A 24,794-nucleotide genomic window follows, 5' to 3' on the forward strand; every position below is an offset into this window, starting at 1 on the left:
AGGCGCAGCAGGTCTCCCGCTCCGGCCCGGCGGCAGCGCGCGATCTCCGCCGCAAGGCCCGGTTCCAGGCTCGATGGCCCAGCCTGCCGACTCAGGGCCGGGTCGGGGGGGGAGCTTTTCGTCCGTGCGGGGTGCAGGGAGCAGCGCCCCCTGCCGGGGGCATTGGCGGCGGAGCCCCCGTCTTCACTTCCGCCCCAGGAAGGCGTCGAGAGCCGCCGCCTCCAGCCCCGTCCCCGCCCGGTCGGCGGCCATCCCGCGGTAGAATTCGGCGATCGCCTGATAGATCCCGGCCGCCTGCGGGCCGGTGAAATCGGCGATCTCCTCCATCTCTCCCACCCAGCGATAGGCTTTGTCGTACATCGGCGGCACCATGCGCTGGAACCAGGCGAGGAGCTGGGGCTGGCTGCGTTCCAGCTCCGCCCGCAGCCCTTCCGCCGCGCCGCCCCGCGTCGCCGCCAGCAGCATGGCGGAGGAGAGCGCCACCAGCCCCTTGGTGATGCCGGCATAGGACATCTTGAGCGCCGAGGCGGCGCCGATGCCCCCCGGCGTCACGCGCACATCGAGGCCGCATTCGTTCAGCGCCAGCAGAAGCGGCGCCGCCTCACCGGAGACGTAGAGCACCGGCGTGTAGCCATCCGCCCGGGGCGGGCCGCCGATGATGCCGCCATCGACGAAGGCCGCGCCGGTGGGGGCGATGACCGCCGCCACCTCCCGCGCCGTTTCCGGGCTGATGGCGTTGCAGTCGGCGAACACCGCCTTGCGCGGCGCGGCCGCCAGCGCCGGGGCCAGGAATGCCGCCGTGGCGCGCGCCTCGGCCGGGGGCAGGATGCTGAGGAAGATGTCCGCACCGGCCAGCGCGGCCGGCATGGCGTCCCGCATCCCGGCCTCGGCGGCGCGGCGGGCGCTGGCGGCGCTGCGGCCGGCGAGGCTGGTCAGCACCGTGGCGCCGCGCTCCGTCAGCCGGCGGGCGATGCCGGCGCCCATGGCGCCCTGGGCGAGGATGGCAATGCTCGGCATGCTGGGGCCTCCTCCACTTGCCCCCCGATTGTAGCGCCCTTCGGAGACACCGCCATGACGGCCGAGACGCCGCTCTTCGATCCCGCCGCCTTCCGCATCCCCGCCGGCATCGTGCATGTCTGCGCCGGGGGCGAGACGGCCTTCCTGCACCGCCACGATGCCGCCCTGCTGCGCTACGCCGCGGACAAGTCCAACGGCCCGCCCGGCCGCGACGCGCAGGATGCGGTGGTGCGGCGGGCGCGGGAGAAGCTGGCCGCCGCCTGGGGGGTGGCGGCGGCGGATATCGGCTTCTGCGCCCATGTGGCGGAAGGGGCGTCCATGGTGGTGGAGAGCCTCGACTGGCGGGCGGGGGACAATGCCGTACTGGACCCGGATGAATACCCCTCCCTGGTCGGGCCGCTGGCGCTGCAGCGCCACCCGAAGGTGGAGGTGCGGCCGGCACGAATGAACGACCCGGCGGCGGTGGCAGCGGCGGTGGATGGGCGGACGCGGCTGATCGCCGTCTCCCACGTTTCCTACCTGACCGGGGAGCGGTACGCGCTGGCGCCGCTGCGGGCCCTGGCCGATGGCGTGGGGGCGCTGCTGCTGGTGGATCACACCCAGGCCGCCGGCTACCTGCCGATCGACCCGCGCCTGGCGGATTTCGCCTTCGCCGCGACCTATAAATGGCAGCTCGGCATGACCGGGACGGCGGTGGCCTATTGGAACCGGGCGCGGCAGCCGGGCTGGGCACCGAGCACGGCCGGGTGGCATTCCCTCGCCTCCATGGCGCGGCCGGACTATGCGGCGGGGCTGAAGCTGGTGCCGGATGCGATGCGGTTCTGCCGCGGCAATCCGGCGCATGCCGCGGTCTATGTGCTGGAGAGCGCGCTGGACTATCTGGCGGGGTTCCCGCCCGGGGTGGTGGCGGCGCATGTGCAGGCGCTGACCACGTCGCTGCTGGCCGGGCTGGCGGAGCTCGGCATCCCGAGCACCACCCCGGCGGCGCCGGCGCGGCATGGCGCCAGCGTCTGCATCGCCATCCCCGATGCGGCGCGGCTGGCGGAGGCGCTGCATGGGCGCGGCATCTGGGCCTGGAATGGGCGCGGGCGGGTGCGCTTCAGCTTCCATGGCTACAACGCGCTGGGCGAGGTGGGCCGCATCCTCGACGCGCTGCGGGCAGAATGGCGGGGGTGACGGGGAGCCGCGGCAGCGATGCCCTCCCCGGCGGGCAGGGGAGGGTCGGGGTGGCAGTGCCGCAGGCCCGCGCAATGCCGGACTGCCCAGCCCGGGCTGCGCCCGCTGCGTGCGGGGCTGGCGCGCAGTGCCCTCGGCCTCGGGTAGTGCCGGACCCTCCCCCCGGCCCTGCCCGCCAGGGGGGAGGCTCAGAACGGGTATCTCGGCCGCCGCAGCCTGCGGTCGCGATCCGCCTCCCAGCGCTCGATCTGGTCCCGCGTCAGGTTGCGCCGCGCCTCGCGCGGCCCGTTCCAGAAGCGGTCCGCCGCTTCCTTCTCCCGCTGGCGGTCCCACCAGCGGTCCAGCCGGTTCTGCCACTCCTCCGGCGGCGGTGCCCGCGGCGGCGTCTCCGCCCCCGCCGGCTTGGCCCACAGCCATAGTGCCAGCAGGGCACCGCGGCGGCCGAAGCGCGCTATAGGGAAGGCTGAAGGGAGACGCCGTCGCATGGATGCAGAAGCCCCGCCGCTGGCAGGCGTGCTGGAGACCGCCCTCTACGTCGCGGATATGGCGCGCGCCCGGGCCTTCTACGAGGGGAAGCTGGGCCTCACGCCGATGTTCACGGATGAGCGGCTGACCGCCTATCCGGTCGGCGGCCGCAGCGCCCTGCTGGTCTTCCTGCGCGGCAGCACCACGGAGACGGTGCACCTGCCCGGCGGCACCATCCCGCCGCATGACGGGCATGGCCCGCTGCATTGCGCCCTCTCCGTGGCGGCGGCCGATCTGCCCGCCTGGCAGGCGCGGCTGGAAGCGGCGGGCATCGCCATCGAGGGCCGCACCGATTGGCCGCCCAGGGGAGGAAAGGCCAGCATCAGCCTCTATTTCCGCGACCCGGACGGACATTTGCTGGAATTGGCGACGCCGGGGCTCTGGCCGGTCTGGTAGCCGGCGGCGCGTTTCGTTCGGGCGGGAACGGCGGCATCCGCCATTCCAACCGGCAGGCGAGATGCCCTAGAGCGGGATCGGTTGAGCTGCGCTCACCCGCCCCGCTCTAGCTCATTGTTCGGTCGCGTGATTCACGGCTTCGGTCGATTCGACCTCAACCGATCACGCTCTAGAGCAGATCGCCGGGGGGCGGCATCGCCCGGAGGCGTGACTCTGCTCTACAATCCATAAGCTAGTGTCCTGCCCGCGAAGTTCGCTGGATTTCCAGCGAACGGAGCGGACAAGCAGGCCACTGAAAACAAAAGCCAGTGGCCCGAGACCGAAGTCCGCAGGACTTCGGAATCGGGACACTAGAGCGGTTTCGCGCTGCACAGTCAGCGTGAAACTGCTCTAGCCTGCCGGAAAACCCGGAGGAAACGCGAATGCCGACCCTCGCGCGGCGCGCGCTGCTGGCGGCGCCCCTGGCGTTGCCTGCCCTGACGCAAGCTCAGGCTCGCAGCATCACCTGGATCGTGCCCTTCGCCGCCGGCGGCATCACCGACACGGCGGCCCGCATCACCGGCCAGCGCATGGCCCAAAGCCTCGGCCAGCAGATTGTGGTGGAAAACCGGCCGGGGGCCGGCGGCACCATCGGGGCGGAGGCGGTGGCGCGGTCGGCGCCGGACGGGCTGACCCTGCTCTATGGCAGCCAGGGGCCGATTGCCGCGGCGCCTGCCCTCTACCCCAATCTCCGTTATCAGCCGCTACGGGACCTGGCGCCGGTGCATGGGCTGGGCGCCTCGCCGCATCTCATCGTCAGCGCGCCGGGCAAGCCTTGGCCCGATCTGGCCGGGCTGGTGGCGGCGGCGAAGGCGGCGCCGGAGACGCTGACCTATGCCTCCTCCGGCGTCGGCACCTCGCCGCACCTCGCCGGCGAGGCGCTGCAGCAGGCGACCGGGGCGAAGCTGACGCATATTCCCTACGCCAACGGCACCCAGGCGCTGAACGACGTCATCGCCGGGCGGGTGGATGTCATTTGGGACTATCCGCTCACCGCCCTGCCGCATGTGCGGGAGGGGCGGCTGCGCGCCCTGGCGGTGACCGACCATGGCCGCGTCCCTCTGGCGGGCGAGGTGCCGACGGTGGCCGAGGCCGGGCTGCCCGGCGCCGAGCTGGTGCCCTGGGCGGCCCTCTTCACCGCCCCGCGCACGCCGCCCGAGACCGTCGCCCGGCTGGCGGCGGCGCTGCGGGAGGCGATGCAGGACCCGAAGGTGCAGGAATTCTTCGAAGGCACCGGCACCGTGCTCTGGCCGCAGATGGGCACGGCGGAGCTTGCCGGCTTCCTGCAGGAGGAGCTGCCGCGCATCGCCGGCCTCATCGCTCGCGCCGGGGCGAAGCCCGGCTGATCAGCCCTCCAGCGCGTCCCAGGGCTTGCCCCATTCATCGAGGAAGACGAATTCCGAAAGCTTGCCCCGCCCGACCGGGCCGAAATTCCCCATCGGCCAGCCGATCGGCAGGATGGCGTAGCTGTGCACCCCTGGCGGCAGGCCGAGCGCGGCTTCCGCCTCCGCCTCGAACAGCAAATGCCGCGTCGTCAGCGTGCTGCCGAGGCCGAGCGCCCGCGCCGCCAGCAGCATGTTCTGCACCGCGGGGTAGATGGAGGCGCCGGACATCCGGCTCGGCTTCGGCTCCTCCAGGCAGGCGACGATCCAGACCGGCGCCTCGGCGTAATGCTCCGTCAGGTATTCCACGGCGGCGTACTGGCGCTGGTAGCGCTCCTTGCTGACGCCGGGGGCGGGGCGCTGCTGGCGTAGCGGGGGCCGATGACCTCGTCGAAGGCCTTCTTGTACCAGCGCTGCACCGCTTCCTTCTTCGCCTTGTCCTTCACCACCAGGAAGCGCCAGCGCTGGGTGTTGCCGCCATTGGCGGCGGCGGTGCCGGCTTCCAGGATCTTCACGATCAGCGCGTCCGGCACCGGGTCCGGCTTCAGCCGGCGCATGGCGCGGGTGGTGTGAAGGATGTGGAAGATGTCCTGGGCCTCGGCCATGGCGGGTGCCTCCCTTTGCGTCGCGGGCGGCATGCCGAACGGGGCGTGCCCCGGGCGCTGCCGCCCTGCGGCGACCCGTGCCAGCCTCTCACGCCCCGGCGGCGGCGGCCAGACGGTTCCGGCGGTGGCCGATTCGGGCTACAGGGCGCGGCCTGACGAGCACGGGACCGGCGGGGATGAGCGGCACCAACCAGCGGATCGACGGCAAAAGGCTGTGGGACAGCCTGATGGCCATGGCGGAGATCGGCGCCACGCCGAAGGGCGGGGTGAGGCGCCTGACCCTGACCGAGGTGGACAAGGAAGGCCGCGACCGCTTCCGGGGCTGGTGCGAGGCGCTGGGGCTGACCGTCCGGGTCGATGCCATCGGCAACATGTTCGCCCGGCGGGAGGGGCGCGACCCGAAGCGGCTGCCGGTGCTGCTGGGCTCGCATCTCGACAGCCAGCCCTCGGGCGGGAAGTTCGACGGCGCGCTCGGTGTCATCGCCGGGCTCGAGGTGATGCGGACGCTGCATGACCTGAACATCCAGACCGAGGCGCCGATCGAGCTGGTGAACTGGACCGATGAGGAAGGCAGCCGCTTCGGCCATTCCCTGATGGGCAGCGGCGCCTGGGCCGGCATTTATCCGCTGGAGAAGGTCTATGCGCTGCAGGATGTGGAGGGCGTCTCGGCCGAGCAGGCGCTGACCGGGATCGGCTACAAGGGCGAGCATCCGGCGAAGCCCTTCCCCGCGGATGCCTATTTCGAGCTGCATATCGAGCAGGGCCCGATCCTGGAGAAGGAGGGCAAGCAGATCGGCATCGTCACCGGCGCCCAGGCGCAAATCTGGTACGACGCGGTGGTGACGGGGCAGGACGCGCATGCCGGCACCACCCCGCCTTCGGCGCGGCGCGATGCGCTGGTCTGCGCCGCCCGCGTCATCGACCTGGTGGACCGCATGATGCGCGCCCGCGGCGAGGATGGCCGCGGCACGGTGGGGCAGCTCCATGTGCTGCCGAACAGCCGCAACGTGGTGCCGGGCGAGGTGCGGTTCAGCGTCGAATTCCGCCACCCGGATTTTGCCGAGATCGAGAAGCTGGCGGCGCAATTCCCGCGCGAGGCCGGCTTCATCGCCCGCGATTGCGGCACGAAGCTGAAGCTGGAGGAGCTGTTCCGCATCCCCGCCCAGCCCTTCGACCCGAGCTGTGTGGACCTCGTGCGCCAGGCGGCGGCGAAGCTCGGCTTCCCGGCGCGGGAGATCATCTCCGGCGCCGGGCATGACGCGGTGTATGTCGCGCGCAGCGTGCCGACGGCGATGATCTTCACGCCCTGCAAGGACGGGCTCTCGCACAACGAGGCGGAGAGCATCGAGCCGGGCGAGGCGGAGGCCGGCTGCCAGGTGCTGTTCGAGGCGGTGCTGGCGCGGGCGAACCGCACGCTGTGACCGGCACGGCCTGACGCGGCGGCGAGCACCGCGCAGCCGGCGGGGCATGCCTGGCCCCTCGGGATGGTCGGCCGCGGGGCCGGCGCGGCGCCTTCTGCGCCCGGCGCTGCGATCGTCCCCGAGGATGCCGGGGCGGAGCGGCTGACGGAGCGGCACAAGCCATCGACTGCCCCGCTCAGGGCCGGGTCCTGCCCGCCGCAACGCCGGGCAGGTCTGGCTTGACGCCGCCCCGCATGCCGGGAAGAAACTCCCGCACCGCCGACCGCAGCAGACATGCCCATCGGGCTCGCGCGGCCCATGCCGCCCGTCGGATGAGTCTCGGCTGCCCCACAGTAGGAGTGTCCGGCCCGCCATGACGTCCCGCCCGCTTTGGCAGTTCTCCGCGACGGAACTCGGCGCCCTGATCCAATCCGGCGAGGTCAGCGCCTCGGAAGCCGTCCAGGCCGCGGTCGACCGCATGCAGGCGGTCGACCCGGCCCTCAACGCCGTGGTGACCGATCTGTCGGCGTCGGCGCTGGCGCGCGCCCGGGCACTCGATGCCGCGCCCGGCCCGAAAGGCCCGCTGCACGGCATCCCGGTGACGATCAAGATCAATATCGACCAGAAGGGAGAGGCCAGCTCGAACGGCGTCGCGGCATTCAAGGACCTCATCGCCCCGGATGACGCGCCGCTGGTGAAGAACCTGCTGGATGCCGGCGCCGTGGTGATCGGGCGGACCAACGTGCCGGAATTCTCGCGCCGCTGCGAGACCAGCAACCCGCTCTTCGGCGCCACCTGGAACCCGTGGGGCAGGCATGTCAGCGCCGGTGGGTCGTCAGGCGGCGCCGGTGCGGCGGTGGCGGCCGGGATCGGCGCGCTGGCGCATGGCAACGACATCGGCGGCTCCCTGCGCTTTCCGGCGGCGGGGAATGGCGTTGCGACCATCAAGCCCGGGGTCGGCAGGGTTCCCGTCTACAACCCCTCGCAAACCGCCGAACGCGGCATCCTGGCCCAGCAGATGTCGGCGCAGGGGCTTCTCGTCCGTTCGGCCCGCGACCTGCATCTCGCCATGCCGGCGATGATCGCGCCCGATGCGCGCGACCCCTTCCACGTCCCGCTCCCCTGGCGGGGCGCCGCGCTGGCAGCGCCGATCAAGGTCGGCTTCAGCCTGGAGGTGCTCGACCTGCCGCTGCACCCGGAGGTGGAGAAGGCGCTGCTGGAGGCCAGGGCGGCGCTGGTGGAGGCGGGCTATGTCGTCGAGGAGGTCGCGCCGCCCTCGCTGCGCGAGATCGCCTTCGAGGGCAGGACCGCGCTGATGACCGAGAGCTATCATCTGATGGCGGAGGACATCGAAAAATACGGCTCGCCCGAGATCGTCAACGTGTTCGAGCAGAATTACCGCCGCACGCCGGCGGTCGGCATGGCGGAGTTCCTGAAGATCCTCGCCCGCCGGACCTTCTACGCCCGGCAATGGTCGGTGCTCATGGCGGAATACCCGCTCTTCCTGGCGCCGTTCTTCCCGCAGCCCTTCTATGCCCCGGGCCGCGACGCGGAAGGCGCGGAAGGGCTGCGGGCGACGATGGGGCAGGCCTTCTGGTCGACGCTGGGCAATTATCTCGGCCTGCCGGCCGGTGTGCTGCCGGTGCGGCTGGGGGAAATCCCCGAAGGCCCGAAGCCGATCGCGGTCCAGCTCTTCGGCCGCCGCTGGCGCGAGGATGCGGTGGTGGACGCGATGATCGCCATCGAGGACCGGCTCGGCACCCTGTCGCAGACGCTCTGGCAGCGCATGGGCGAGAGCGTGATCGCTTGAGGCTGCATCAACCGCAAGCGTGAAGCACGCGACCCAACAAGGCGCCGGAGCTCGACCCATTCCGCATCCCTTGCGCCTGCGCGCCACTCCGGCGCCAACAGCCGCCGCTGCCGATCTTCCGCGACCGGTACGGGCCGGCGCTGCAGGCTGACCTGCTGGCGCTGCTGGCCCGCTTCAACCGGCCGACGAACGGCACGCTGGCGGCGCCGGCCGACGATCTGGAAGTGGCCGTGACGCGGGCCTGACGCACAGCGCCCGGGCGGGGAGGGGGGCAGGGAACCCGCGCCCCGCCCGGGCGGTTCACCTCCTCCCGGGCAGTGATCCGGGGCAGGCAGGGAATGCCCTCATGGCCAGGACGCAGCAGAAATGGTCGGGCGAGGTCACCGAGCACAGCAATGCGATGGACCTCGAGCCGCATGTCTTCGAAAGCCGGGATCCGGCGAAGATCGCCCGCTCGCTGAAGCACTCGGCGGAGGAGAGCGACCGCCGCAAGGCCAGCCCCTTCCAATCGGCGATGTCGATGCTGAATTTCTACATCAACCGCGCCGGCCGGAACCTGCCGGCGCGGCAGAAGCAGGTGCTGGAGCGGGCGAAGGACAAGCTGCGCGAAGCCTTCGGGCGCAAGCCGCGCTGAGGCCCGGCGGCGCCAGGGCGGGCTGCCTCCGCCGGCGCGCTGGCCGCCGCCTGCGTCGCGCGGCGGCTGACCGCGCGGCCCAGGCGGTCACGCCCTACCCGCCGACCAGCTTCGCCACCACATAGGCCACCCCCGCCGCCAACCCGCCGATGCCGAGCGTCTGCGCCGCGCCGCGCAGCGCCGGCAGCCCCGTTGCCCGCGCCTTCAGCCAGCCGAAGCCGAAGAGCGCGACGCCGGTGAGGAGGGAGGAGATGAGGAGCGCCCGCTGCGGCTCCTCCATCAGCATGTAGGGGGAAAGCGGGATCAGCCCGCCCACCACATAGGCGCCGCCGATGGTCGCCGCGCTCATCGCGGCGCGGCCCGGTGTCGGCTCGGCCAGCTCCAGCTCGAAGCGCATCATGAAATCCACCCAGCGGCGACGGTCGCTGGCGATCGCCGCCGTGGCGCCCTTCAGCACCTCCCCGCGCAGCCCGTAGCGGTGGAGGATGGCCGCGACCTCCCATTTCTCCCGGTCTGGCCAGGCGTGGATCTCGGCTTCCTCCCGCAGTTGCTCCGCCCGGTAGTGCTGCGCATCGGTGCGCGCCGCCAGGTAGCCGCCGAGGCCCATGGCGACGCAGCCGGCGGCGATTTCGGCGAGGCCGGCGGTGACGATCAGCGGGTTGGCGGCAACGGCGCCGGAGAGGCCGGCGGCCAGGGCGAAGGGCACCGTCAGCCCGTCCGCCATGCCGATGACGAGGTCCCGCACGGTTTCTGAGGCGGTGAAATGCTGCTCGCCTTCCGGCGGGCCGGGGGGCGGGGGCGGCAATTCCTCGCGGTTGGGCGGCAGGGTGGCGGTGCTGACCATGCGGCTCTCTACGCCATTCCGCCCCCGCGCCGCCAGCGCGCTTCCCGCCCGGGCCGGGCGGTGGCAGGCTGGGGCCAAACCAAGATGGGGGGAACGCCCGATGATGCGTTGGGTGATGGCGGCGCTGCTTGCCGCCGCGGTGCCGGCCGCCGTTATGCCCGCCTGGGCCCAGGCGCCGCTGGAGGTGCGGGAGATCGGCAGCCTGCATGTCGGCGGCCGCATCGCCACCCTCTCCGGCCTGCCGCAGCAGGAAATGAGTTTCTCCGCCGGGGCGCCGCCGGTGATGCTGGACCCGAATGGCGAGTTCCAGGTGGAGCAGATGTATGCGCAGTACGTGAAGCTGGCCAATCCGCGCGCCCGCTTCCCGCTGCTGCTCTGGCATGGCGGCGGGCTGACCGGCGTGACCTGGGAGACGACGCCGGATGGCCGCCCGGGCTGGCAGATGTTCTTCCTGCGCGCCGGGCATGATGTCTATGTCTCGGACGCCATGGAGCGCGGCCGCTCCGGCTGGGCGCGTTTCCCGGAGATCCTGCCTGGGCAGCCGGTGTTCCGCACCCTGGGCGAGGGCTGGGGGCTGTTCCGCCTGGGCGAGGCGAATGGCTGGAACCGCGACCCGGCGCGGCGCGTGGCACATGCGGAAAGCCGCTTTCCGATCGCTGCCTGGGACCAGTTCATGAAGCAGGGGGTGCCGCGCTGGGCGACGACGGACCGGCAGATCCAGGCGGCCTATGATGCCTATGTGCAGGCGGTCTGCCCCTGCGTGGTGGTCGTGCACAGCCAGGGCGGCAATTTCGGCTTCAACGCCGTGCTGAACGCCCCGGACAGGATCCGCGCGCTGATCGCGGTGGAGCCTTCCGGCGCGCCGGGCGAGGCGGCGGAGGCGGCGCGGGTGAAGGGCGTGCCGCATCTGGTGGTGTGGGGCGATTACGTGGCGCAGCATCCCTTCTGGGGGCGGGTGCGGCAGAATATCGAGCGCTGGCAGGCCCGCATCCGCGAGGCCGGTGGCGTGGCCGACACGCTGGACCTGCCGGCCGAGGGCGTGCGCGGCAATTCCCACATGCTGATGATGGACACGAACAGCGACGAGATCGCCGCGCGCGTCCAGGGCTGGATGGCAGCGAAGGGGCTGATGCGATGAGCGGCACGGCGACATTGGGCAGCGGCGAATGGCGCTACGAACCCGTTCCCGGCTGGGGCGAATGGCCGGAGGGCTGGGCGCTGCACGACACGGCGGCGGTGGCGGTGGACCGGCAGGACCGCGTCTATGCCTTCAACCGCAGCAGCCATCCGATGGTGGTGTTCGACCGGGATGGGAAGTTCCTCACCTCCTGGGGCGAGGGCGTCTTCACCCGCGCCCATGGCCTGTTCTTCGGCCCGGACGACACGCTGTGGTGCACGGATGACGGCGACCATACGGTGCGGAAATGCACGCTGGACGGGCGCGTGCTGCTGACCATCGGGCTGCCGGGCAAGCCCGCCCCCTACATGTCCGGGAAGCCCTTCAACCGCTGCACCCACACCGCGCTCTCGCCGGAGGGGGACATCTACATCTCCGACGGCTATGGCAATGCGGCGGTGCACAAGTACTCGCCGGAGGGGAAGCACCTGTTCTCCTGGGGCGGCTCCGGCAGCGAGCCGGGGCAGTTCAACCTGCCGCACAACATCGCCTGCGACGCCGCCGGCTTCGTCTATGTGGCGGACCGGGAGAGCCACCGGGTGCAGGTCTTCGACGGCAAGGGGAGGTATCAGGGGCAGTGGAACAACCTCCACCGGCCCTGCTCGCTCTTCCTCGGCGGCGGGAAATGCCCCTGCTGCTATGTGGGGGAGCTGGGGCCGGCGCTGGCGGTGAACATCAAGGCGCCCAATCTCGGGCCGCGCATCTCCGTGCTGGACATGGAGGGGAAGCTGCTGGGGCGGTTCGGGGAGCTGGGAACGGAGCCGGGGCAATTCCTCTCGCCGCATGGGCTGGCGGTGGATGGCCATGGGGACATCTACGTGGCGGAGGTCTCCCACACTGCCTGGCCGCGCTACAATGCTGGCGCGGCGCCGCCGGCGCGGCTGCGGAGCCTGCAGAAGCTGCGGAAAGTCTAGGTCGAGAGGGGCGCTGCCCCTCTCGAGCTCACCCCGCCAAAGGCCGAAGGGCCTTTGGAAACCATGAGTTTGGCGTCTCGACCGTCGGTTCCAAAACGCAAGGGTTCCAAGGGCCCTTCGGCCCTTTGCAGGTGGGGGTTTGGGGGGGTGCGGCACTGCCGCAACCAAAGCCCTCCCTCAACCCGTCTCCATCGGCAGCGAGCTGTCCTTCGCCCACTCACTCATCGAGGCGTCATACACCGCGAGGTTCCGGTAGCCGAGCTGGTGCATCAGGAACGCATCCAGCGTCGCCGCGATGCCGCCGCCGCAATAGAGCAGGATGCGCTTCTCCGGCGTCGCGCCGATGGCGTCGAAGCGCTGCTTCACCTGCTCCGGCGGGAGGAAAGTCAGCGAGGCGGAATCGGTCAGCGCCGCCGCCGGCAGGTTCACGCTGCCGGGGATGCGGCCCGGCCGGCCGTAGCGGTCATTCTCCCCGCGATGCAGATCCGGCGCCAGGGCGTTGATGGAGCAGGCAGCGGCATCGCCGATCGCCGCCTGCATCTCCGCCTTGCCGACGAACAGCCCGGGGCGTGGCCGCGCGCTAAGCTGCGCCGGCGCATACCGCGTCTCCGCCGTCTCCATGGGCCGCCCCTCAGCCGCCCATTTGTCGAAGCCGCCATCCAGCACCGTGGCATTGTCGAAGCCGATGGCGCGCAGCATCCACCAGATGCGCGTCGCCCATTGCGGGCTCTTCCGCGCATAGAGCACGACGCGCGCGCCATCCCCGATGCCCTTCGACGCGAAGCGCGCGGCGAGTTCCTCCGGCGGCAGCATCATGAAATTGGTCGGCGCGCTGGTATCGGACAGCTCCCCTTGCAGGTCGAGGAAGGCGGAGCCGGGGATGTGCCCCGTCAGGTAATCCGCATGCCCGCTTTCCACGCGATAGGGCCGGCCGGTGCCGGTCTCGTAGCGCAGATAGGTGGTGCAGTCGAAGACACGCAGCGCCGGATCGCCAAGATGCGCGGCGAGCCATTCAGTATCGACGATCGCCTCTGGATGCAGGTAATGCGCGGCCATGGCGTTCCTCCCTCAGGCCGGTTCCAGCCCCTTGCTCCGCAGCAGCGCCGGCGTCGCGGCCTCGGCGACGAAGCGCAGCAGCCCCGCCGCCTCCGGCGCCGCCTCGGCGAACAGCGCGCCGGCGAAGATGACGGAGGTCTGCAGCGCCGGCGGCAGCGGCCCGACGATCTCGACGCCCTCCACCGCCATCAGCTCGCTGATCTGCTGCACGGCGATCGCCGTCTCGCCGCGCGCCACGCGCTCCGCGGTGAAGCCCTGGGTGATCGTCGCCTTGGCGTTCACCTCCGCCGCCAGGCCCAGCCTTTCCAGCAGGCCGGCGAAATAGATGCCGCTGGCCCCGGCGCGGGAATAGGCCAGCGACGGCACTGCCTTCAGCAGCGCAACGAATGCTTCCGGCGTCGAGATGTCCGGCTTCGGCGCCCCGGCCTTCACGGCGATGCCGACGCTGGAGGCGGCGAGGTCCACCCGCGTCCCGGCCTCCAGCACGCCCTCGGCGGTCAGCGCCTCGATCCCCTCTGCGGTCAGGATAGCGACGTCGCCGCGCTCCCCGCCCCGGATGCGCTCCAGCATCCCCGCGGTGGGGCCGTAGCGGCCATCCACCGCGCCGGAGAAGCGCGGCAGCGCCTCCCGCAGCACGCCGACCACGCCAAGGGTGGAGAGCAGGACCAGATCCGCCATCGCTACTCCGCCGCCTCCGCCGGTGCCGGCTCCGACATACGCGGAATCACCTCCCCCGCGAAGCGGCGGATGGTCTCGTGCCGCACGGCGCGCGGCACGCCATAGGTGGCGTTGCTGATGAGGAAGTAGTTGAAGCCCAGCGCCGCGATCTGCCGCAGCCGCCGCGTGACGGTCTCCGCCGAGCCGACCAGGTTCATCGCCAGGTAGGGGCCGAGATTGGCCGGATCCGACAGCGAGCGCAGATTGGCGAACATCTTGTTGAATTGCTGGTAGCCCGGGATGTCGCCCCAGGGCGCGTCGTCGGATTGGTAGTGCCGCACCTGCAGGGCGAAGAATTCCGGCAGGTGCCGCAGCGCCTGCTCCCGCGCTGCCTCGTCGGTCTCCGCCACGAAGCATTTGATGGAGATGGGGAAGGTGGCGTCGGCATCGCCGCCCGCCTCGGCGGTCTTCGCCTTCCAGGTGTCGAGGATGCGCTTCAGCAGATGGTCGGGGAAGGAGGAGAGGCAGAGCGGCGGCAGGCCGAGCCCCGCCATGATGCCGGCGCTCTCCAGGCTGCCGATGGCGCCGTAGAAATTCGGCCGGCGGTCGAAGCGCGGCCGCAGGGTGATGCCCTCGCCCAGCTCGCCGGTTGCCATCGCCCCCCGCAGCATCTCCCAGCAGTCGCGGAAGCGGTCGCGGGCGGTCGCCATCGGGATGCCGAAGGCGTCGTATTCGGATTTCGCCGTGCCGCGGCCCATGCCGATATGCAGCTCGCCCTCGGTCAGGCTCTGCAGCATCGCCAGGTCCTCGGCGAAGCGCCGCGGTTCGTACCAGGGCAGCACCATCACCGCGGTGCCGAGGCCGAGCCCGGGGCAGGCGGCAGCGATATGCGACAGGAACAGCAGCGGGTTGGGCTGCGGGTAGTAGTCGCTGAAATGGTGCTCCACCATCCAGGCCGCGTCATAGCCCTGCTCCTGCAGCAGCACGGCGTCGGCGATGGCTTCGCGGTACAGGGCGCGGTCGCTGCTCCCCGCCTCGCCCACCGCGCCGATCTGGTAGGCATAGCGCAGGCGCGGGGCGGCCTGCCGTTGCGGATTTGCCATGACGGCCCTCCCAGGGGAATGTTGTTGGCGACACTGGTTGCGGGCAGGCTGCGGCCGGTCCCGCGGCGAGTCAACGCCCCGGGGGGCATGGCGCGGCGCTTCTTGCGGGAATCGCCCGGCATGCCGACATGCCGACGGCTTGGGATGGGAGAGACAGTCATGGCACAGCAGGGCATGGCACAACCAGGCCAGGGGTTGGCAGGTCAGGCGTCGGCAGGTCAGGCGCTGGGGCGCCTCGGGGTCTGGACCTCGACCGACAGGCTGGACGCGGTGGGGCTGAAATCCCTGCTGCAGACCATCGAGGGGCTGGGCTATTCCGCCTTCTGGTATCCGGAATCCCGCGGCTATGAATCCATGGCCCTCGGCAGCTTCCTGCTGGCGAATTCCACGAAGCTCATGGTCGGCAGCTCCATCGCCAATATCTATGCGCGGGATGCCTTCACCGCGCAGCGGGGCGCCGCCACGCTGAACGCGCTGCATGGCGGGCGCTTCATCCTCGGCCTCGGCGTCAGCCACATCCCGATGGTGGAGGGGCTGCGCGGCCATCGCTACGACAAGCCCATCCCCGCCATGCGCGCCTATCTGGACGGCATGGACAAGGCGGGGGAGGAGAAGCTGCCGGTGGTCCTCGCCGCGCTGGGGCCGAAGATGCTGGAGCTGGCCGCCGCCCGCACCCAGGGTGCCGTGCCCTACAACGTGACCCCGGAGCATACCGCCCTGGCGGCGAAGATCCTCGGCCCGGGCAAGATCCTGGCGGTGGAGCAGAAAATCTGCCTGGAGACGGACAAGGCGAAGGCCCGCGCCCTCGGGAGGGCCGAGCTGGCGCGCTACATGACCTTGCCGAATTACGTGAACAATTGGCTGCGCCTGGGCTTCACCGAGGCCGATCTGGCCAATGGCGGCAATGACCGCTTCATCGACGCCATGGTGCTGTCCGGCGATGCCGAGACGGTGAAGGCAGGCCTCCGCGCCCATTTCGCCGCCGGCGCCACCCATGTGGCGATCCAGCCGGTGGTGGCGGAAGGCGACCATGCCGGGCGGCAGGCCGCGCTGGCGGCCCTGGCGGATACCTGACGCCGCGCTAGATTTCCCCCCGCAACGCGGCAAGGAGCCCGCCATGCTCAAGCTCGGCTACAAGGCCTCGGCCGAACAATTCGCGCCCGGCACGCTGCTGGATTTCGCCGTGCAGGCGGAAGCCGCCGGTTTCGAGTCCTGCTTCATCTCGGACCATTTCCAGCCCTGGAAGCATACGGATGGGCATGCGCCGAATTCCCTGGTCTGGCTGGGGGCGCTGGGCGCGCGCACGACGAAGCTGGTGATGGGCACCTCGGTGCTGACGCCGACCTTCCGCTACCACCCCTCCATCGTCGCCCAGGCCTTCGGGACATTGGGCGCCATGTTCCCCGGCCGCGTCATCCTCGGCATCGGCACCGGGGAGGGGCTGAACGAGGTGCCCTCCACCGGCGCCCCCTGGCCGGAATTCAAGGAACGCTTCGCCCGGATGCGCGAGGCCGTCACCCTGATGCGCAAGCTCTGGACCGAGGAGCGGGTGAGCTTCGAGGGCCAGTACTACAGGACCGAGAAGGCGACGATCTATGACCGGCCGGCCGCGCCGCTGCCGATCTACGTCGCGGCGGCCGGCGCGCTGGTGGCGAAATATGCCGGCCGGCAGGGCGATGGCTTCGTCTGCACCAGCGGCAAGAAGCCGGAGCTCTATACCGAGACGCTGCTGCCCAATGTCGCCGCGGGGCTGGACGCCGCGGGCACCCCGAAGCCGGACTATGACCGGATGATCGAGGTGAAGGTCAGCTTCGACACCGAGAAGCAGCGCGCGCTGGAGGATACCCGCCACTGGGCGGCGCTGGCCCTCTCGCCCGAGGAGAAGATGTCGGTCGAGGACCCGGTGGAGATGGAGAAGCTGGCGGATTCCCTGCCGCTGGAACGCGCCGCCAGCCGCTGGATCGTCTCCGCCGATCCGGAGGAGATGGTGGAGCGCATCGGCTATTATGTGGGGCTGGGCTTCAACCACCTGGTCTTCCACGCGCCCGGCCCGGATCAGGGGCGCTTCCTCAAGCTGTTCGGCGAGCAGGTGGCGCCGCTGCTGCGCCGGCGCTTCGGCTAGCGTGGCCGATGGCGGCCTCCCCCCGCCCGGCGCTGGCCGGGGCATCCGCCCGATGAGTCGGGTGGGCGGGCCCGGCCTTGACGCAGGCACGCCCCGGCGATGATGACGGCCTGACCATGCGCCAGCTCGCCCTCCACGCCCTGCCCGGCCTGCCGCCAATCCAGGCCGGCGACGATCTCGCGGCGCTGATCGCGGCCGGCCTCGCCCGCGCCGGGCTGGCGGTGCAGCCGGGCGATGTGCTGGTCGTCGCGCAGAAGATCGTCAGCAAGGCGGAGGGCCGCGCGGTGCGGCTGGCGGAGGTGTCGCCCTCCGCTGCCGCCATCGCCCTGGCGGCGGAGACGGGGAAGGACCCCCGGCTGGTCGAGCTGATCCTGCGCGATGCGGTACGCGTCGTCCGCTCCCGCCCCAACCTCATCATCGTCGAGCACAGGCTCGGCTTCGTCATGGCGAATGGCGGGCTGGACCAGTCGAACGTCGTAGGACCGGAGCAGGAGCCGCAGGCGCTGCTGCTGCCGGTGGACCCCGACGGTTCCGCGGCTTCGCTCAGCGCCGCGCTCGGCCTGCCCGTCGTCATCAGCGACAGCTTCGGCCGGGCCTGGCGGCGCGGCACGGTGGGGGTGGCGATCGGCGCCGCCGGCCTGCCTTCGCTGGTCGATCTGCGCGGCCAGCCGGATATGTTCGGCCGCACCCTGCATGTCAGCCTGACCGGCTTCGCCGACGAGATCGCCGCCGCCGCCGGCCTGCTGATGGGGCAGGGGGCGGAGGCGCAGCCGGTGGTGCTGCTCCGCGGGCTGGAATGGACGGCGCCGCCCAACCCTGCCGCCACCCTCGTCCGTCCTGCGAGCGAAGACCTGTTCCGATGATCGCGTCCGATCGCGGAGGGCCGAAGGCCCAGAGCGTGAACCGGCCGCGGCCGCCGTCAGGCGGCACGGTGCTTGCACTGTCCGGCGGCATTGGCGGCGCCAAGCTGGCGCTCGGCCTCTCCCATGTCCTGCCGCCGGAGCAGCTCACCATCCTCGCCAATACCGGCGATGATTTCGAGCATCTCGGCCTCGCCATCTCCCCCGATCTCGACACGCTGATGTACACCCTGGCGGGGCTCGACAACCCGGAGACCGGCTGGGGCCGCCGCGACGAGAGCTGGGCCTTCATGGAGGCGGTGGGCGCGCTGGGCGGCGCCACCTGGTTCCGCCTCGGCGACCGCGACCTGGCTACGCATGTGGAGCGCACGCGGCGGCTGCGCGGCGGCGAGACGCTCTCCGCCATCACCGCGGAGTTCTGCCGCCGCCTCGGCGCCCGCCCGCGCATCCTGCCGATGAGCGACGATCCGGTGCGGACGCGGGTGCTGACCATCCAGGGCTGGGTGGATTTCCAGGATTGGTTCGTCGGCCAGCAGGCGCGGCCCGCCATCCGCGCGGTGCAATTCCGTGGCGCCAGGGACGCCGCGCCGCAGCCGGAGGCCATGGCGCTGCTGGCCAGCGGCACGGTGCGCGCCGTGGTGATCTGCCCCTCCAACCCGCTCATCAGCATCGAGCCGATCCTGGCGGTGCCGGGGCTGCGCGACGCCATCCGGGACTGCGGCGCGCCGGTCATCGCCGTCTCCCCCATCATCGGCGGGCAGGCGGTGAAGGGGCCGACGGCGAAGATGCTCTCCGAATTGGGCGAGGCGGTCTCTGCCGCTGGCGTCGCGCGGCGCTATGGCGAGCTGCTGACCGGCTACGTCATGGAACCGGCGGATGACGCCACCGGCATCGCCGCCCGGGTGTTCCGCGCGCCCACGCTGATGCGCGGCCTGCCGGACAAGATCGCCCTGGCCCAGGCGGTGCTGGCGGCCGCCGAGGCCTGCCGCGCATGAGCAGCATCTGGGCCGTGCTGCCGGTGAAGGAGTTGGAGGGGGCGAAGCAGCGCCTCTCCCCCCGCCTGTCCTCCGCGCAGCGTCAGGCGCTGATGCGGCTGATGATCGGGGAGGTGCTGGCGGCCCTCGCCGCCGCCAGGGGCCTGGCCGGCATCGCCCTGGTCACGCTGGACCCCTGGGCGACGGAGCAGGCGCGGCGAATCGGCGCAAGGGTGATCACCGAGGGCGCGCGGGACGGGCATACCGGCAGCGTCACCGCCGCCGCCCGCATCCTGGCGGCGGAAGGGCAGGGGATGCTGACCCTGCCGGGCGACATCCCCGCCATCACCGCCGCGGAGGTCGAGGCGCTGCTGGCCGCGCATGGCGAAGCGCCCGCCTTCACCATCGCCCCGGCGCATGATCTGCAAGGATCGAACGCCATCATCCTGACGCCGCCTCTGGCCGTGCCGCTGCGCTTCGGGGAGGACAGCTACACCCCCCACCTCGCCGCGGCCCGGGCGAAGGGGATCGAGCCGCGGATCGTCCCCCTGCCGGGGATCGCCATGGATATCGACAACCCGGCGGACCTGGACGCGCTGGCCCGCCTGCCCGAAGCGGCGGGAACGCGGAGCCTGGCCTGGCTGCGGGCGGAAGGGCTGGTGGAATAGCGCGCGATCGGCCTGATACCCACGGCCTTGATCGCTGACTCAGGCAGGGCGTTCTCCGCCGCGGCCTGCAAGCCTGGTGCCGGCCAGCGAATCGGCCCCGTTGGCATGAGCCTGCGCACCGGAGATGGGCACGGCTCGGGCCGTGAATCGCCGACGCAGGAATGGCTGGGGATCGGCCGGCACGGTCGGGCCGATAGGGGGTCGGCGCAGGAATGGCTGGGCTCCTATCAGCCTGGTACGGTCGGGCCGGTAGGGGGCCGGCGCGCGCGCGCCGGAGGACGGGAACGCCAGGGTGCCGAAACAGCGCCCGGCGGGGCTTCACGCCGGGCGCCGGCGACCCCACACTTCCGGGCATGAGCGACGAGACCGATACCAAGCTGGTCACTGGCCTGTGGCAGGTGGTGGCGGCCCATGGCTGGCACGGGGTGACGATGCGCCGCATCGCCGAGGCCAGCGGCGTGGCGCCGGCGGAGATCCGGCGCCGCTGCCCGGGGCCGCTGGCGCTGCTATGCCTGCACGGGCGGGTGGTGGACCAGCTTGTGCTGGAAGGGACGGTGGCGGACCCGACCAGCAGCGCGCGGGACCGCCTCTTCGACGTCATCATGCGCCGAATCGACGCCATGCAGCCCCACCGGGAGGGCGTGCTGCGGCTGCTGCGGGATGTGCGGCGGGATCCGCTGCTGGGGCTGTTCCTGCTGACGGCGCTGCCGCGCTCCATGGCCTGGATGCTAGAAGCGGCGGGGATCAGCACGGCCGGGCTGCCGGGGCTGGCGCGGGCCAAGGGGCTGACGGCGGTGTGGCTGGCGACGATGCGGGCCTGGGAGAAGGATGCCAGCACCGATCTGGGCGCCACCATGGCGGCGCTGGACCGGGCGCTGGACCGGGCGGAGCAGGTGGCGAAGGCTGTCAGGTTGCCGGAATAGGTGCCGAGAGGGGGCTCTGCCCCCTCTCGGGCAAAACTCCAGGGTTCAAAGGACCCTTCGGCCCTTTGCGGAGGGAGTTTGAGGGAGGCGGAGCCTGCCTCAATGCCCGGCGTTGGCCCCCGAGAAATCCGGCACCGCCAGCCCCGAAGCCTGGATCTGCTCCGCAAGCTGCGCCTTCAGCCGTTCCAGCCCCGCCTCGCTGCTGGCTTCGCACCGCGCCACCAGCACCGCCTGGGTGTTGGAGGCGCGCAGCAGCCACCAGCCATCCTCCGTCAGCACCCGCACGCCGTCCACGTCCTGCACCTTGGCCCCGGCCGCGGCGAGGCGCTCCTTCACCTCCTGCACCACCGCGAATTTCCGGCTTTCCTCGCAGTTGAAGCGCAGCTCCGGCGTGTTGATCACCTGCGGCAGCGCCGCCCGCACCGCCGCCAGCGAGGTCGGCAGCCGTGCGACGATGCCCAGCAGCCGCACGGCGGAATAGGGCGCGTCGTCGAAGCCATACCATTTGTCGGCGAAGAAGATGTGCCCGGACATCTCGCCGGCCAGCGGCGAGCCGGTCTCCGCCATCTTCGCCTTGATCAGCGAATGCCCGGTCTTCCACATCAGCGGCTGGCCGCCCGCCTTCGCCACCTCGTCGAACAGCACCTGGCTCGCCTTGACGTCGGCGATGATGGTGCCGCCCGGCTTGGATTTCAGCACGTCCCGCGCCAGCACCACCAGAAGCTGGTCGCCGAACAGGATATGCCCCTCATTATCCACCACGCCGATGCGGTCGGCATCGCCGTCGAAGGCAATGCCGAGATCGGCGCCCTGCTTCGCCACCTCGGCGATCAGCGCTTCCAGGTTTTTCGCCACCGTCGGGTCCGGATGATGGTTCGGGAAGGTCCCGTCCACATCGCCGAAGATGACGGTGTGCTCGCCCGGCAGCTTGCCGGCCAGCGCCTTCGTCACCTCGGAGCCGGAGCCGTTGCCCGGATCCCACACCACCTTCAGGCGGCGGTCGCCGCCATCGTAATCGCGCAGCACCCGCGCCACGTAATCGTCGAGGATCGACACCTTCTCGTCGCTGCCCTCGGTGGCGACGGGCACCACGTCGCCCTCCGCCGCCATGCGGCCGATCTCCTGGATCTGCTTGCCGTAGAACGGCTTCTTCCCCAGCATCATCTTGAAGCCGTTGTAGTTGGGCGGGTTGTGGCTGCCGGTCACCATGACGGCGCCATCGGTGCCGAGCTGATAGGCGGCGAAGTAGAGCATCGGCGTCGCCACCAGCCCGACGCGCAGCACCTGCAGCCCGCAGGCGCGCAGCCCGGCGACGAGCTGCGGCTCCAGATCCGGGGAGGACAGCCGGCCATCATAGCCGACGGCCACCTTGCTGCCGCCGGCGCGCGCCACAAGCGTGCCGAAGCAGCGGCCGATGGCGAAGGCATCCTCCGGCCGCAAGGTCTCGCCGATGATGCCGCGGATATCGTATTCGCGCAGCACCGTCGGGTCGAAGCGATGGCTGAAGACGGTCATTCTGTGTCTCCCCGGCGGCGCCCTCAGGGACGCCCGATCGATTGGTAGCGGAAGCCGGCGGCGCGCATCGCCTCCGGGTCATAGACATTGCGCAGGTCCAGCAGCACGTCCCCCGCCATCGCCGCCTTCAGCTTCTCCGGCGAGAGGGCGCGGAACTCGTTCCATTCGGTCAGCAGCACCAGCGCATCGGCACCCTTCGCCGCATCCAGGGCGGAGGCGCAGAAGGCGACGGCGCCCGGCAGCAACTGCCGGGCATGGGCCGGCTGCGGGTCGAAGGCGCGGATCACGGCGCCCGCTTCCAGCAGCCGCGGGACGACGACGAGGGAGGGCGCATCCCGCATGTCGTCCGTCTCCGGCTTGAAGGTCAGGCCGAGCACGGCGATGGTCTTGCCGGCCACCGCGCCGCCGCAGGCGGCGACGACGCGCTCCGCCATCTCGCCCTTGCGTGCCTCGTTCACCGCGATGGTGGTCTCCACCAGCCGCACCGGCGCGCCGTAATCCTGCGCGGTGCGGGCCAGCGCCAGCGTGTCCTTCGGGAAGCAGGAGCCGCCATAACCCGGCCCGGCATGCAGGAATTTCCGGCCGATCCGGCCATCGAGTCCCATGCCGCGGGCCACGTCATGCACATCGGCGCCGACCTTCTCGCAGAGATTGGCGATCTCGTTGATGAAGGTGATCTTGGTCGCCAGGAAGGCGTTGGCGGCGTATTTGATCAGCTCCGCGGTCTCCAGCCGCGTCGCCAGGATCGGCACCTCGATGAGGTTCAGCGGCCGGTAGAGCCGGCGCAGCACGGCGGCGGCGCGCTCGCCGGACGGCCCGTCCTCCACCCCGATCACCACCCGGTCCGGCCGCATGAAATCGCCGATGGCGCTGCCTTCCCGCAGGAATTCCGGGTTGGAGGCGACGCTGATGGCGAGGTCCGGCCGCGCCCGGCGGACGATCTGCAGCACCTCCTGCCCGGTGCCGACCGGCACGGTGGATTTCGTCACCAGCACCAGCGGGCCGGAAGCGGCCTTCGCCACCTGCTCCGCCGCGGCATAGACATAGGTGAGGTCGGCATGGCCGTCGCCGCGCCTGGTCGGCGTGCCGACGGCGAGGAAGACGGCATCGGCGCCACGCACCGCCTCCGCCAGCTCGGTGGTGAAGGAGAGGCGGCCATCCCGCGCATTCTCCTCCACCAGCTTGTCGAGTCCCGGCTCATAGATCGGGATCCGACCGGCGCGCAGCGCCTCGATCTTGCCGGCATCGGTGTCCACGATGCAGACATCGGTGCCGAATTCGGCAAAGCAGGCGCCGGAGACCAGGCCGACGTAACCGGCCCCGACCATGGCAATGCGCATAAACCCTGTCCTCAGCCTAGTGGCCTGCCGCCTGACGCCCCCGGGCTTTGCCCAGGGACGAAAGGAACCGGCAGGCCAGGGAGAATAGCGGCAGGCGGCCCTGGAACGAAGGCCCGGCGCGCTGCCGCCCCGGACCGCCGGCGCGGGCCTGGGCCGGGCCGCGGCGCCCGGCCTTTTCCGCGGATCCCCCCTGCCCGGGGCCGCTGCATGGCGCCGCCGCCGGCTAATATCCCGATGCCGAAGTCCTGCGGACTTCGTTCTCGGGCCACTAGGCGTAGCGCTTCAGGAATTCCCGCACCGCCGGCGCCATGTCCGGCCGGCCGAGGGCGAAGGCGATCTGCGCTTCCAGGAAGCCGGCCTTGTCGCCGCAATCGAAGCGGCGGCCGGTATAGCGCAGCCCGTGGAAGGGCTGGGTGCCGATCAGCTTGGCCATGCCGTCGGTGAGCTGCACCTCGCCGCCGGCGCCGCGCTCCATCTTGGAGAGGTAGCCGATCACCTCCGGCATCAGCACGTAGCGGCCGATGATGGTGAGGTTGGAGGGCGCCTTGTCCACCGGCGGCTTCTCCACCAGCCCCTTCACCGAGACCAGCCGTCCCTTGTCCTCCGCCACGTCCAGCACGCCGTAGCGGTTCACCCGCTCCCGCGGCACTTCCTCGATGGCGACGACATTGCCGCCGGTCTCCTGATAGGCCTCGGCGAGCTGGGCCATGCAGGGCGGGTCGCACTGCATCAGGTCATCCGGCAGCAGGATGGCGAAGGGGTCGTCGCCAACGAAGGCGCGGGCGCACCAGATGGCGTGGCCGAGCCCCATCGGCACCTGCTGGCGCACCGTCATCATGGCGCCAGGCTCGATGGAGAGGCTGCGCAGCTCCTCCAGGATGTCGGTCTTGCCGCGTTCGGCGAGCGTCCGTTCCAGCTCGTAGGCGACGTCGAAATGCTCGACGATCGCGGTCTTGCCGCGGCCGGTGATGAGGCAGAATTGCTCGATGCCGGCGGCGCGGGCCTCGTCGATCGCGTACTGGATCAGGGGGCGGTCGACGACCGGCAGCATCTCCTTGGCCATCGCCTTGGTGGCGGGCAGGAAGCGGGTGCCGAGACCGGCGACGGGGAGGACAGCCTTCTTGAGCGGCTTGATGGGCAAGCAAAACCTCCTCGTTCTGGTGGCCGACCCTGGTCGGCGGGCAGCCCCCGGGCGGTGGATGCGGGGCAGAAGTGCCACGCAGCCGCAGCCCGGGACAAGCTGCCCGGCGCCACGGCCGCCGCGACCAACCAATAAGCGCTATCCAGCCCGGAAAAACGTCAAATTTCGGGTAAGCCGCTCACCTTGGAGCCCGATCGCCGGTGGCGGCCTCGCCGCGGGAGCGTGAATCCCGCGGCCGAAGAGGGCGCCGGCGGCCTGAGTCGGGAGGCCCGTGGACCTCGTTCTCAGGCCACTGGCCTTTGTTTTCAGTGGCCTGCTTGTCCGCTCCGGGCGCAGGAGCCTGGACTTGTTTCACCTCGCCTGTGCCCGGTGAGCCCGTCCTGGCTTTTCGGTCTGTCGCAAATTTTCCGGGTCGTCCGGCGATTCCGCCGAAATTAAAAATGCCTCAGTGCCCTGCCCGCGAAGTTCGCTGGATGTCCAGCGAAGGCAGCGGACAAGCAGGCCGCTGAAACCAAA

Annotated in this window: 25 protein-coding genes; 14 read left to right on the forward strand and 11 right to left on the reverse strand. The window is 71.1% G+C overall.

Going from position 1 to position 24,794, the window contains the following annotated elements; translation table 11 throughout:
• Positions 1–183 precede the first annotated feature (183 nt).
• Positions 184–1,017, reverse strand: coding sequence for an NAD(P)-dependent oxidoreductase (locus tag E5N76_RS08580; protein WP_149536881.1), 834 nt, complete (start codon positions 1,015–1,017; stop codon positions 184–186).
• Positions 1,018–1,071: 54 nt separating this feature from the next.
• Here E5N76_RS08580 and E5N76_RS08585 point away from each other — a divergent pair, with 54 nt between their 5' ends.
• A complete protein-coding gene (locus E5N76_RS08585; protein ID WP_149536882.1) occupies positions 1,072–2,193 on the forward strand; it encodes an aminotransferase class V-fold PLP-dependent enzyme in 1,122 nt (373 codons plus the stop codon).
• A 188-nt stretch (positions 2,194–2,381) separates the two neighbouring features.
• On the opposite strand, the gene E5N76_RS08590 is transcribed toward E5N76_RS08585, so the two are convergent.
• The gene (locus tag E5N76_RS08590) at positions 2,382–2,678 is read right to left on the reverse strand and encodes a hypothetical protein (RefSeq protein WP_149536883.1); all 297 of its coding nucleotides are present in this window, start codon (positions 2,676–2,678) and stop codon (positions 2,382–2,384) included.
• Between E5N76_RS08590 and E5N76_RS08595 the strand changes: the two genes are divergently transcribed.
• Together E5N76_RS08595 and E5N76_RS08600 are read left to right on the forward strand one after the other, a co-directional pair.
• The gene (locus E5N76_RS08595) at positions 2,677–3,114 is read left to right on the forward strand and encodes a VOC family protein (protein WP_149536884.1); all 438 of its coding nucleotides are present in this window, start codon (positions 2,677–2,679) and stop codon (positions 3,112–3,114) included. The two genes, E5N76_RS08590 and E5N76_RS08595, sit on opposite strands and share 2 nt — an antisense overlap.
• Positions 3,115–3,536: 422 nt before the next feature.
• The gene (locus E5N76_RS08600; RefSeq protein WP_149536885.1) at positions 3,537–4,499 is read left to right on the forward strand and encodes a Bug family tripartite tricarboxylate transporter substrate binding protein; all 963 of its coding nucleotides are present in this window, start codon (positions 3,537–3,539) and stop codon (positions 4,497–4,499) included.
• Here E5N76_RS08600 and E5N76_RS30980 read toward each other — a convergent pair whose 3' ends face one another.
• Both E5N76_RS30980 and E5N76_RS30985 read right to left on the reverse strand, forming a co-directional pair.
• Positions 4,500–4,844, reverse strand: coding sequence for a nitroreductase family protein (locus tag E5N76_RS30980; RefSeq protein ID WP_187830064.1), 345 nt, complete (start codon positions 4,842–4,844; stop codon positions 4,500–4,502).
• Positions 4,832–5,140 (reverse strand): nitroreductase family protein, encoded by a 309-nt coding sequence (locus E5N76_RS30985; protein ID WP_187830065.1) that lies wholly within the window; start codon positions 5,138–5,140, stop codon positions 4,832–4,834. Before E5N76_RS30985 ends, E5N76_RS30980 begins: the two co-directional genes overlap by 13 nt.
• A 176-nt stretch (positions 5,141–5,316) precedes the next feature.
• Between E5N76_RS30985 and E5N76_RS08615 the strand changes: the two genes are divergently transcribed.
• From E5N76_RS08615 to E5N76_RS08625, 3 genes are all read left to right on the forward strand, one after another.
• Complete coding sequence (locus tag E5N76_RS08615) at positions 5,317–6,561, forward strand: Zn-dependent hydrolase (RefSeq protein ID WP_149536888.1); 1,245 nt, start codon at positions 5,317–5,319, stop codon at positions 6,559–6,561.
• 352 nt (positions 6,562–6,913) lie between these two features.
• Positions 6,914–8,350, forward strand: coding sequence for an amidase (locus E5N76_RS08620; RefSeq protein ID WP_149536889.1), 1,437 nt, complete (start codon positions 6,914–6,916; stop codon positions 8,348–8,350).
• Between the two features lie 346 nt (positions 8,351–8,696).
• Positions 8,697–8,984 (forward strand): DUF3175 domain-containing protein, encoded by a 288-nt coding sequence (locus E5N76_RS08625; protein ID WP_149536890.1) that lies wholly within the window; start codon positions 8,697–8,699, stop codon positions 8,982–8,984.
• Positions 8,985–9,078: 94 nt separating this feature from the next.
• Here E5N76_RS08625 and E5N76_RS08630 read toward each other — a convergent pair whose 3' ends face one another.
• Positions 9,079–9,828, reverse strand: a complete 750-nt coding sequence (locus E5N76_RS08630) for a VIT1/CCC1 transporter family protein (RefSeq protein ID WP_149536891.1) — start codon at positions 9,826–9,828, stop codon at positions 9,079–9,081.
• A gap of 100 nt (positions 9,829–9,928) precedes the next feature.
• Between E5N76_RS08630 and E5N76_RS08635 the strand changes: the two genes are divergently transcribed.
• Together E5N76_RS08635 and E5N76_RS08640 are read left to right on the forward strand one after the other, a co-directional pair.
• Positions 9,929–10,966 carry an alpha/beta hydrolase family protein gene (locus E5N76_RS08635; protein ID WP_235907632.1) on the forward strand — a complete coding sequence of 346 codons (1,038 nt, stop codon included), beginning with the start codon at positions 9,929–9,931 and terminating at the stop codon, positions 10,964–10,966.
• Complete coding sequence (locus tag E5N76_RS08640) at positions 10,963–11,919, forward strand: peptidyl-alpha-hydroxyglycine alpha-amidating lyase family protein (RefSeq protein ID WP_149536892.1); 957 nt, start codon at positions 10,963–10,965, stop codon at positions 11,917–11,919. The genes E5N76_RS08635 and E5N76_RS08640 overlap by 4 nt, the downstream gene beginning before the upstream one ends.
• A gap of 177 nt (positions 11,920–12,096) precedes the next feature.
• Here the strand turns inward: E5N76_RS08640 and E5N76_RS08645 are convergent, their stop codons facing one another.
• The 3 genes from E5N76_RS08645 to E5N76_RS08655 are packed head-to-tail and all read right to left on the reverse strand — an operon-like array spanning position 12,097 to position 14,735.
• A complete protein-coding gene (locus E5N76_RS08645) occupies positions 12,097–12,975 on the reverse strand; it encodes a sulfurtransferase (RefSeq protein ID WP_149536893.1) in 879 nt (292 codons plus the stop codon).
• Between the two features lie 12 nt (positions 12,976–12,987).
• Positions 12,988–13,653, reverse strand: coding sequence for a molybdate ABC transporter substrate-binding protein (locus E5N76_RS08650; RefSeq protein WP_149536894.1), 666 nt, complete (start codon positions 13,651–13,653; stop codon positions 12,988–12,990).
• 2 nt (positions 13,654–13,655) lie between these two features.
• On the reverse strand, positions 13,656–14,735 hold the full coding sequence (locus tag E5N76_RS08655) for an LLM class flavin-dependent oxidoreductase (RefSeq protein ID WP_149536895.1): 1,080 nt from the start codon (positions 14,733–14,735) through the stop codon (positions 13,656–13,658).
• A gap of 159 nt (positions 14,736–14,894) precedes the next feature.
• Between E5N76_RS08655 and E5N76_RS08660 the strand changes: the two genes are divergently transcribed.
• The 6 genes from E5N76_RS08660 to E5N76_RS30990 all read left to right on the forward strand — a co-directional run bounded on the left by E5N76_RS08660 (position 14,895) and on the right by E5N76_RS30990 (position 20,282).
• Positions 14,895–15,809, forward strand: a complete 915-nt coding sequence (locus tag E5N76_RS08660) for a TIGR03620 family F420-dependent LLM class oxidoreductase (RefSeq protein ID WP_207791918.1) — start codon at positions 14,895–14,897, stop codon at positions 15,807–15,809.
• A gap of 43 nt (positions 15,810–15,852) precedes the next feature.
• The gene (gene fgd, locus E5N76_RS08665) at positions 15,853–16,857 is read left to right on the forward strand and encodes a glucose-6-phosphate dehydrogenase (coenzyme-F420) (RefSeq protein ID WP_149536896.1); all 1,005 of its coding nucleotides are present in this window, start codon (positions 15,853–15,855) and stop codon (positions 16,855–16,857) included.
• A 77-nt stretch (positions 16,858–16,934) separates the two neighbouring features.
• Positions 16,935–17,720, forward strand: coding sequence for a coenzyme F420-0:L-glutamate ligase (gene cofE, locus E5N76_RS08670; protein ID WP_235907633.1), 786 nt, complete (start codon positions 16,935–16,937; stop codon positions 17,718–17,720).
• Positions 17,717–18,712, forward strand: coding sequence for a 2-phospho-L-lactate transferase (gene cofD / locus E5N76_RS08675; RefSeq protein WP_149536897.1), 996 nt, complete (start codon positions 17,717–17,719; stop codon positions 18,710–18,712). The genes cofE and cofD overlap by 4 nt, the downstream gene beginning before the upstream one ends.
• Positions 18,709–19,359: a 2-phospho-L-lactate guanylyltransferase gene (gene cofC / locus E5N76_RS08680; RefSeq protein ID WP_149536898.1), complete on the forward strand. Its 651-nt coding sequence runs from the start codon at positions 18,709–18,711 to the stop codon at positions 19,357–19,359. Before cofD ends, cofC begins: the two co-directional genes overlap by 4 nt.
• Before the next feature lie 353 nt (positions 19,360–19,712).
• A complete protein-coding gene (locus tag E5N76_RS30990) occupies positions 19,713–20,282 on the forward strand; it encodes a TetR family transcriptional regulator (protein ID WP_149536899.1) in 570 nt (189 codons plus the stop codon).
• Positions 20,283–20,381: 99 nt separating this feature from the next.
• Here E5N76_RS30990 and pgmG read toward each other — a convergent pair whose 3' ends face one another.
• From pgmG to galU, 3 genes are all read right to left on the reverse strand, one after another.
• Complete coding sequence (pgmG, locus tag E5N76_RS08690; protein WP_149536900.1) at positions 20,382–21,797, reverse strand: phosphoglucomutase/phosphomannomutase PgmG; 1,416 nt, start codon at positions 21,795–21,797, stop codon at positions 20,382–20,384.
• A gap of 23 nt (positions 21,798–21,820) precedes the next feature.
• Positions 21,821–23,137 carry a UDP-glucose dehydrogenase family protein gene (locus tag E5N76_RS08695; protein WP_149536901.1) on the reverse strand — a complete coding sequence of 439 codons (1,317 nt, stop codon included), beginning with the start codon at positions 23,135–23,137 and terminating at the stop codon, positions 21,821–21,823.
• A 268-nt stretch (positions 23,138–23,405) separates the two neighbouring features.
• A complete protein-coding gene (gene galU / locus E5N76_RS08700; RefSeq protein WP_149536902.1) occupies positions 23,406–24,278 on the reverse strand; it encodes a UTP--glucose-1-phosphate uridylyltransferase GalU in 873 nt (290 codons plus the stop codon).
• Between the last annotated feature and the right edge of the window lie 516 nt (positions 24,279–24,794).

This window comes from Siccirubricoccus phaeus (assembly GCF_008360935.1).
GTDB lineage: Bacteria > Pseudomonadota > Alphaproteobacteria > Acetobacterales > Acetobacteraceae > Siccirubricoccus > Siccirubricoccus phaeus.

What these genes read in the sequence shown, in the direction of transcription:
- E5N76_RS08580 (WP_149536881.1), bottom strand. Translation starts at nt 1,017, where the DNA reads ATGCCGAGCATTGCCATCCTCGCCCAGGGCGCCATGGGCGCCGGCATC.
- E5N76_RS08585 (WP_149536882.1), top strand. Translation starts at nt 1,072, where the DNA reads ATGACGGCCGAGACGCCGCTCTTCGATCCCGCCGCCTTCCGCATCCCC.
- E5N76_RS08595 (WP_149536884.1), top strand. Translation starts at nt 2,677, where the DNA reads ATGGATGCAGAAGCCCCGCCGCTGGCAGGCGTGCTGGAGACCGCCCTC.
- E5N76_RS08590 (WP_149536883.1), bottom strand. Translation starts at nt 2,678, where the DNA reads ATGCGACGGCGTCTCCCTTCAGCCTTCCCTATAGCGCGCTTCGGCCGC.
- E5N76_RS08600 (WP_149536885.1), top strand. Translation starts at nt 3,537, where the DNA reads ATGCCGACCCTCGCGCGGCGCGCGCTGCTGGCGGCGCCCCTGGCGTTG.
- E5N76_RS30985 (WP_187830065.1), bottom strand. Translation starts at nt 5,140, where the DNA reads ATGGCCGAGGCCCAGGACATCTTCCACATCCTTCACACCACCCGCGCC.
- E5N76_RS08615 (WP_149536888.1), top strand. Translation starts at nt 5,317, where the DNA reads ATGAGCGGCACCAACCAGCGGATCGACGGCAAAAGGCTGTGGGACAGC.
- E5N76_RS08620 (WP_149536889.1), top strand. Translation starts at nt 6,914, where the DNA reads ATGACGTCCCGCCCGCTTTGGCAGTTCTCCGCGACGGAACTCGGCGCC.
- E5N76_RS08625 (WP_149536890.1), top strand. Translation starts at nt 8,697, where the DNA reads ATGGCCAGGACGCAGCAGAAATGGTCGGGCGAGGTCACCGAGCACAGC.
- E5N76_RS08630 (WP_149536891.1), bottom strand. Translation starts at nt 9,828, where the DNA reads ATGGTCAGCACCGCCACCCTGCCGCCCAACCGCGAGGAATTGCCGCCC.
- E5N76_RS08635 (WP_235907632.1), top strand. Translation starts at nt 9,929, where the DNA reads ATGATGCGTTGGGTGATGGCGGCGCTGCTTGCCGCCGCGGTGCCGGCC.
- E5N76_RS08640 (WP_149536892.1), top strand. Translation starts at nt 10,963, where the DNA reads ATGAGCGGCACGGCGACATTGGGCAGCGGCGAATGGCGCTACGAACCC.
- E5N76_RS08645 (WP_149536893.1), bottom strand. Translation starts at nt 12,975, where the DNA reads ATGGCCGCGCATTACCTGCATCCAGAGGCGATCGTCGATACTGAATGG.
- E5N76_RS08650 (WP_149536894.1), bottom strand. Translation starts at nt 13,653, where the DNA reads ATGGCGGATCTGGTCCTGCTCTCCACCCTTGGCGTGGTCGGCGTGCTG.
- E5N76_RS08655 (WP_149536895.1), bottom strand. Translation starts at nt 14,735, where the DNA reads ATGGCAAATCCGCAACGGCAGGCCGCCCCGCGCCTGCGCTATGCCTAC.
- E5N76_RS08660 (WP_207791918.1), top strand. Translation starts at nt 14,895, where the DNA reads ATGGCACAGCAGGGCATGGCACAACCAGGCCAGGGGTTGGCAGGTCAG.
- fgd (WP_149536896.1), top strand. Translation starts at nt 15,853, where the DNA reads ATGCTCAAGCTCGGCTACAAGGCCTCGGCCGAACAATTCGCGCCCGGC.
- cofD (WP_149536897.1), top strand. Translation starts at nt 17,717, where the DNA reads ATGATCGCGTCCGATCGCGGAGGGCCGAAGGCCCAGAGCGTGAACCGG.
- cofC (WP_149536898.1), top strand. Translation starts at nt 18,709, where the DNA reads ATGAGCAGCATCTGGGCCGTGCTGCCGGTGAAGGAGTTGGAGGGGGCG.
- E5N76_RS30990 (WP_149536899.1), top strand. Translation starts at nt 19,713, where the DNA reads ATGAGCGACGAGACCGATACCAAGCTGGTCACTGGCCTGTGGCAGGTG.
- pgmG (WP_149536900.1), bottom strand. Translation starts at nt 21,797, where the DNA reads ATGACCGTCTTCAGCCATCGCTTCGACCCGACGGTGCTGCGCGAATAC.
- E5N76_RS08695 (WP_149536901.1), bottom strand. Translation starts at nt 23,137, where the DNA reads ATGCGCATTGCCATGGTCGGGGCCGGTTACGTCGGCCTGGTCTCCGGC.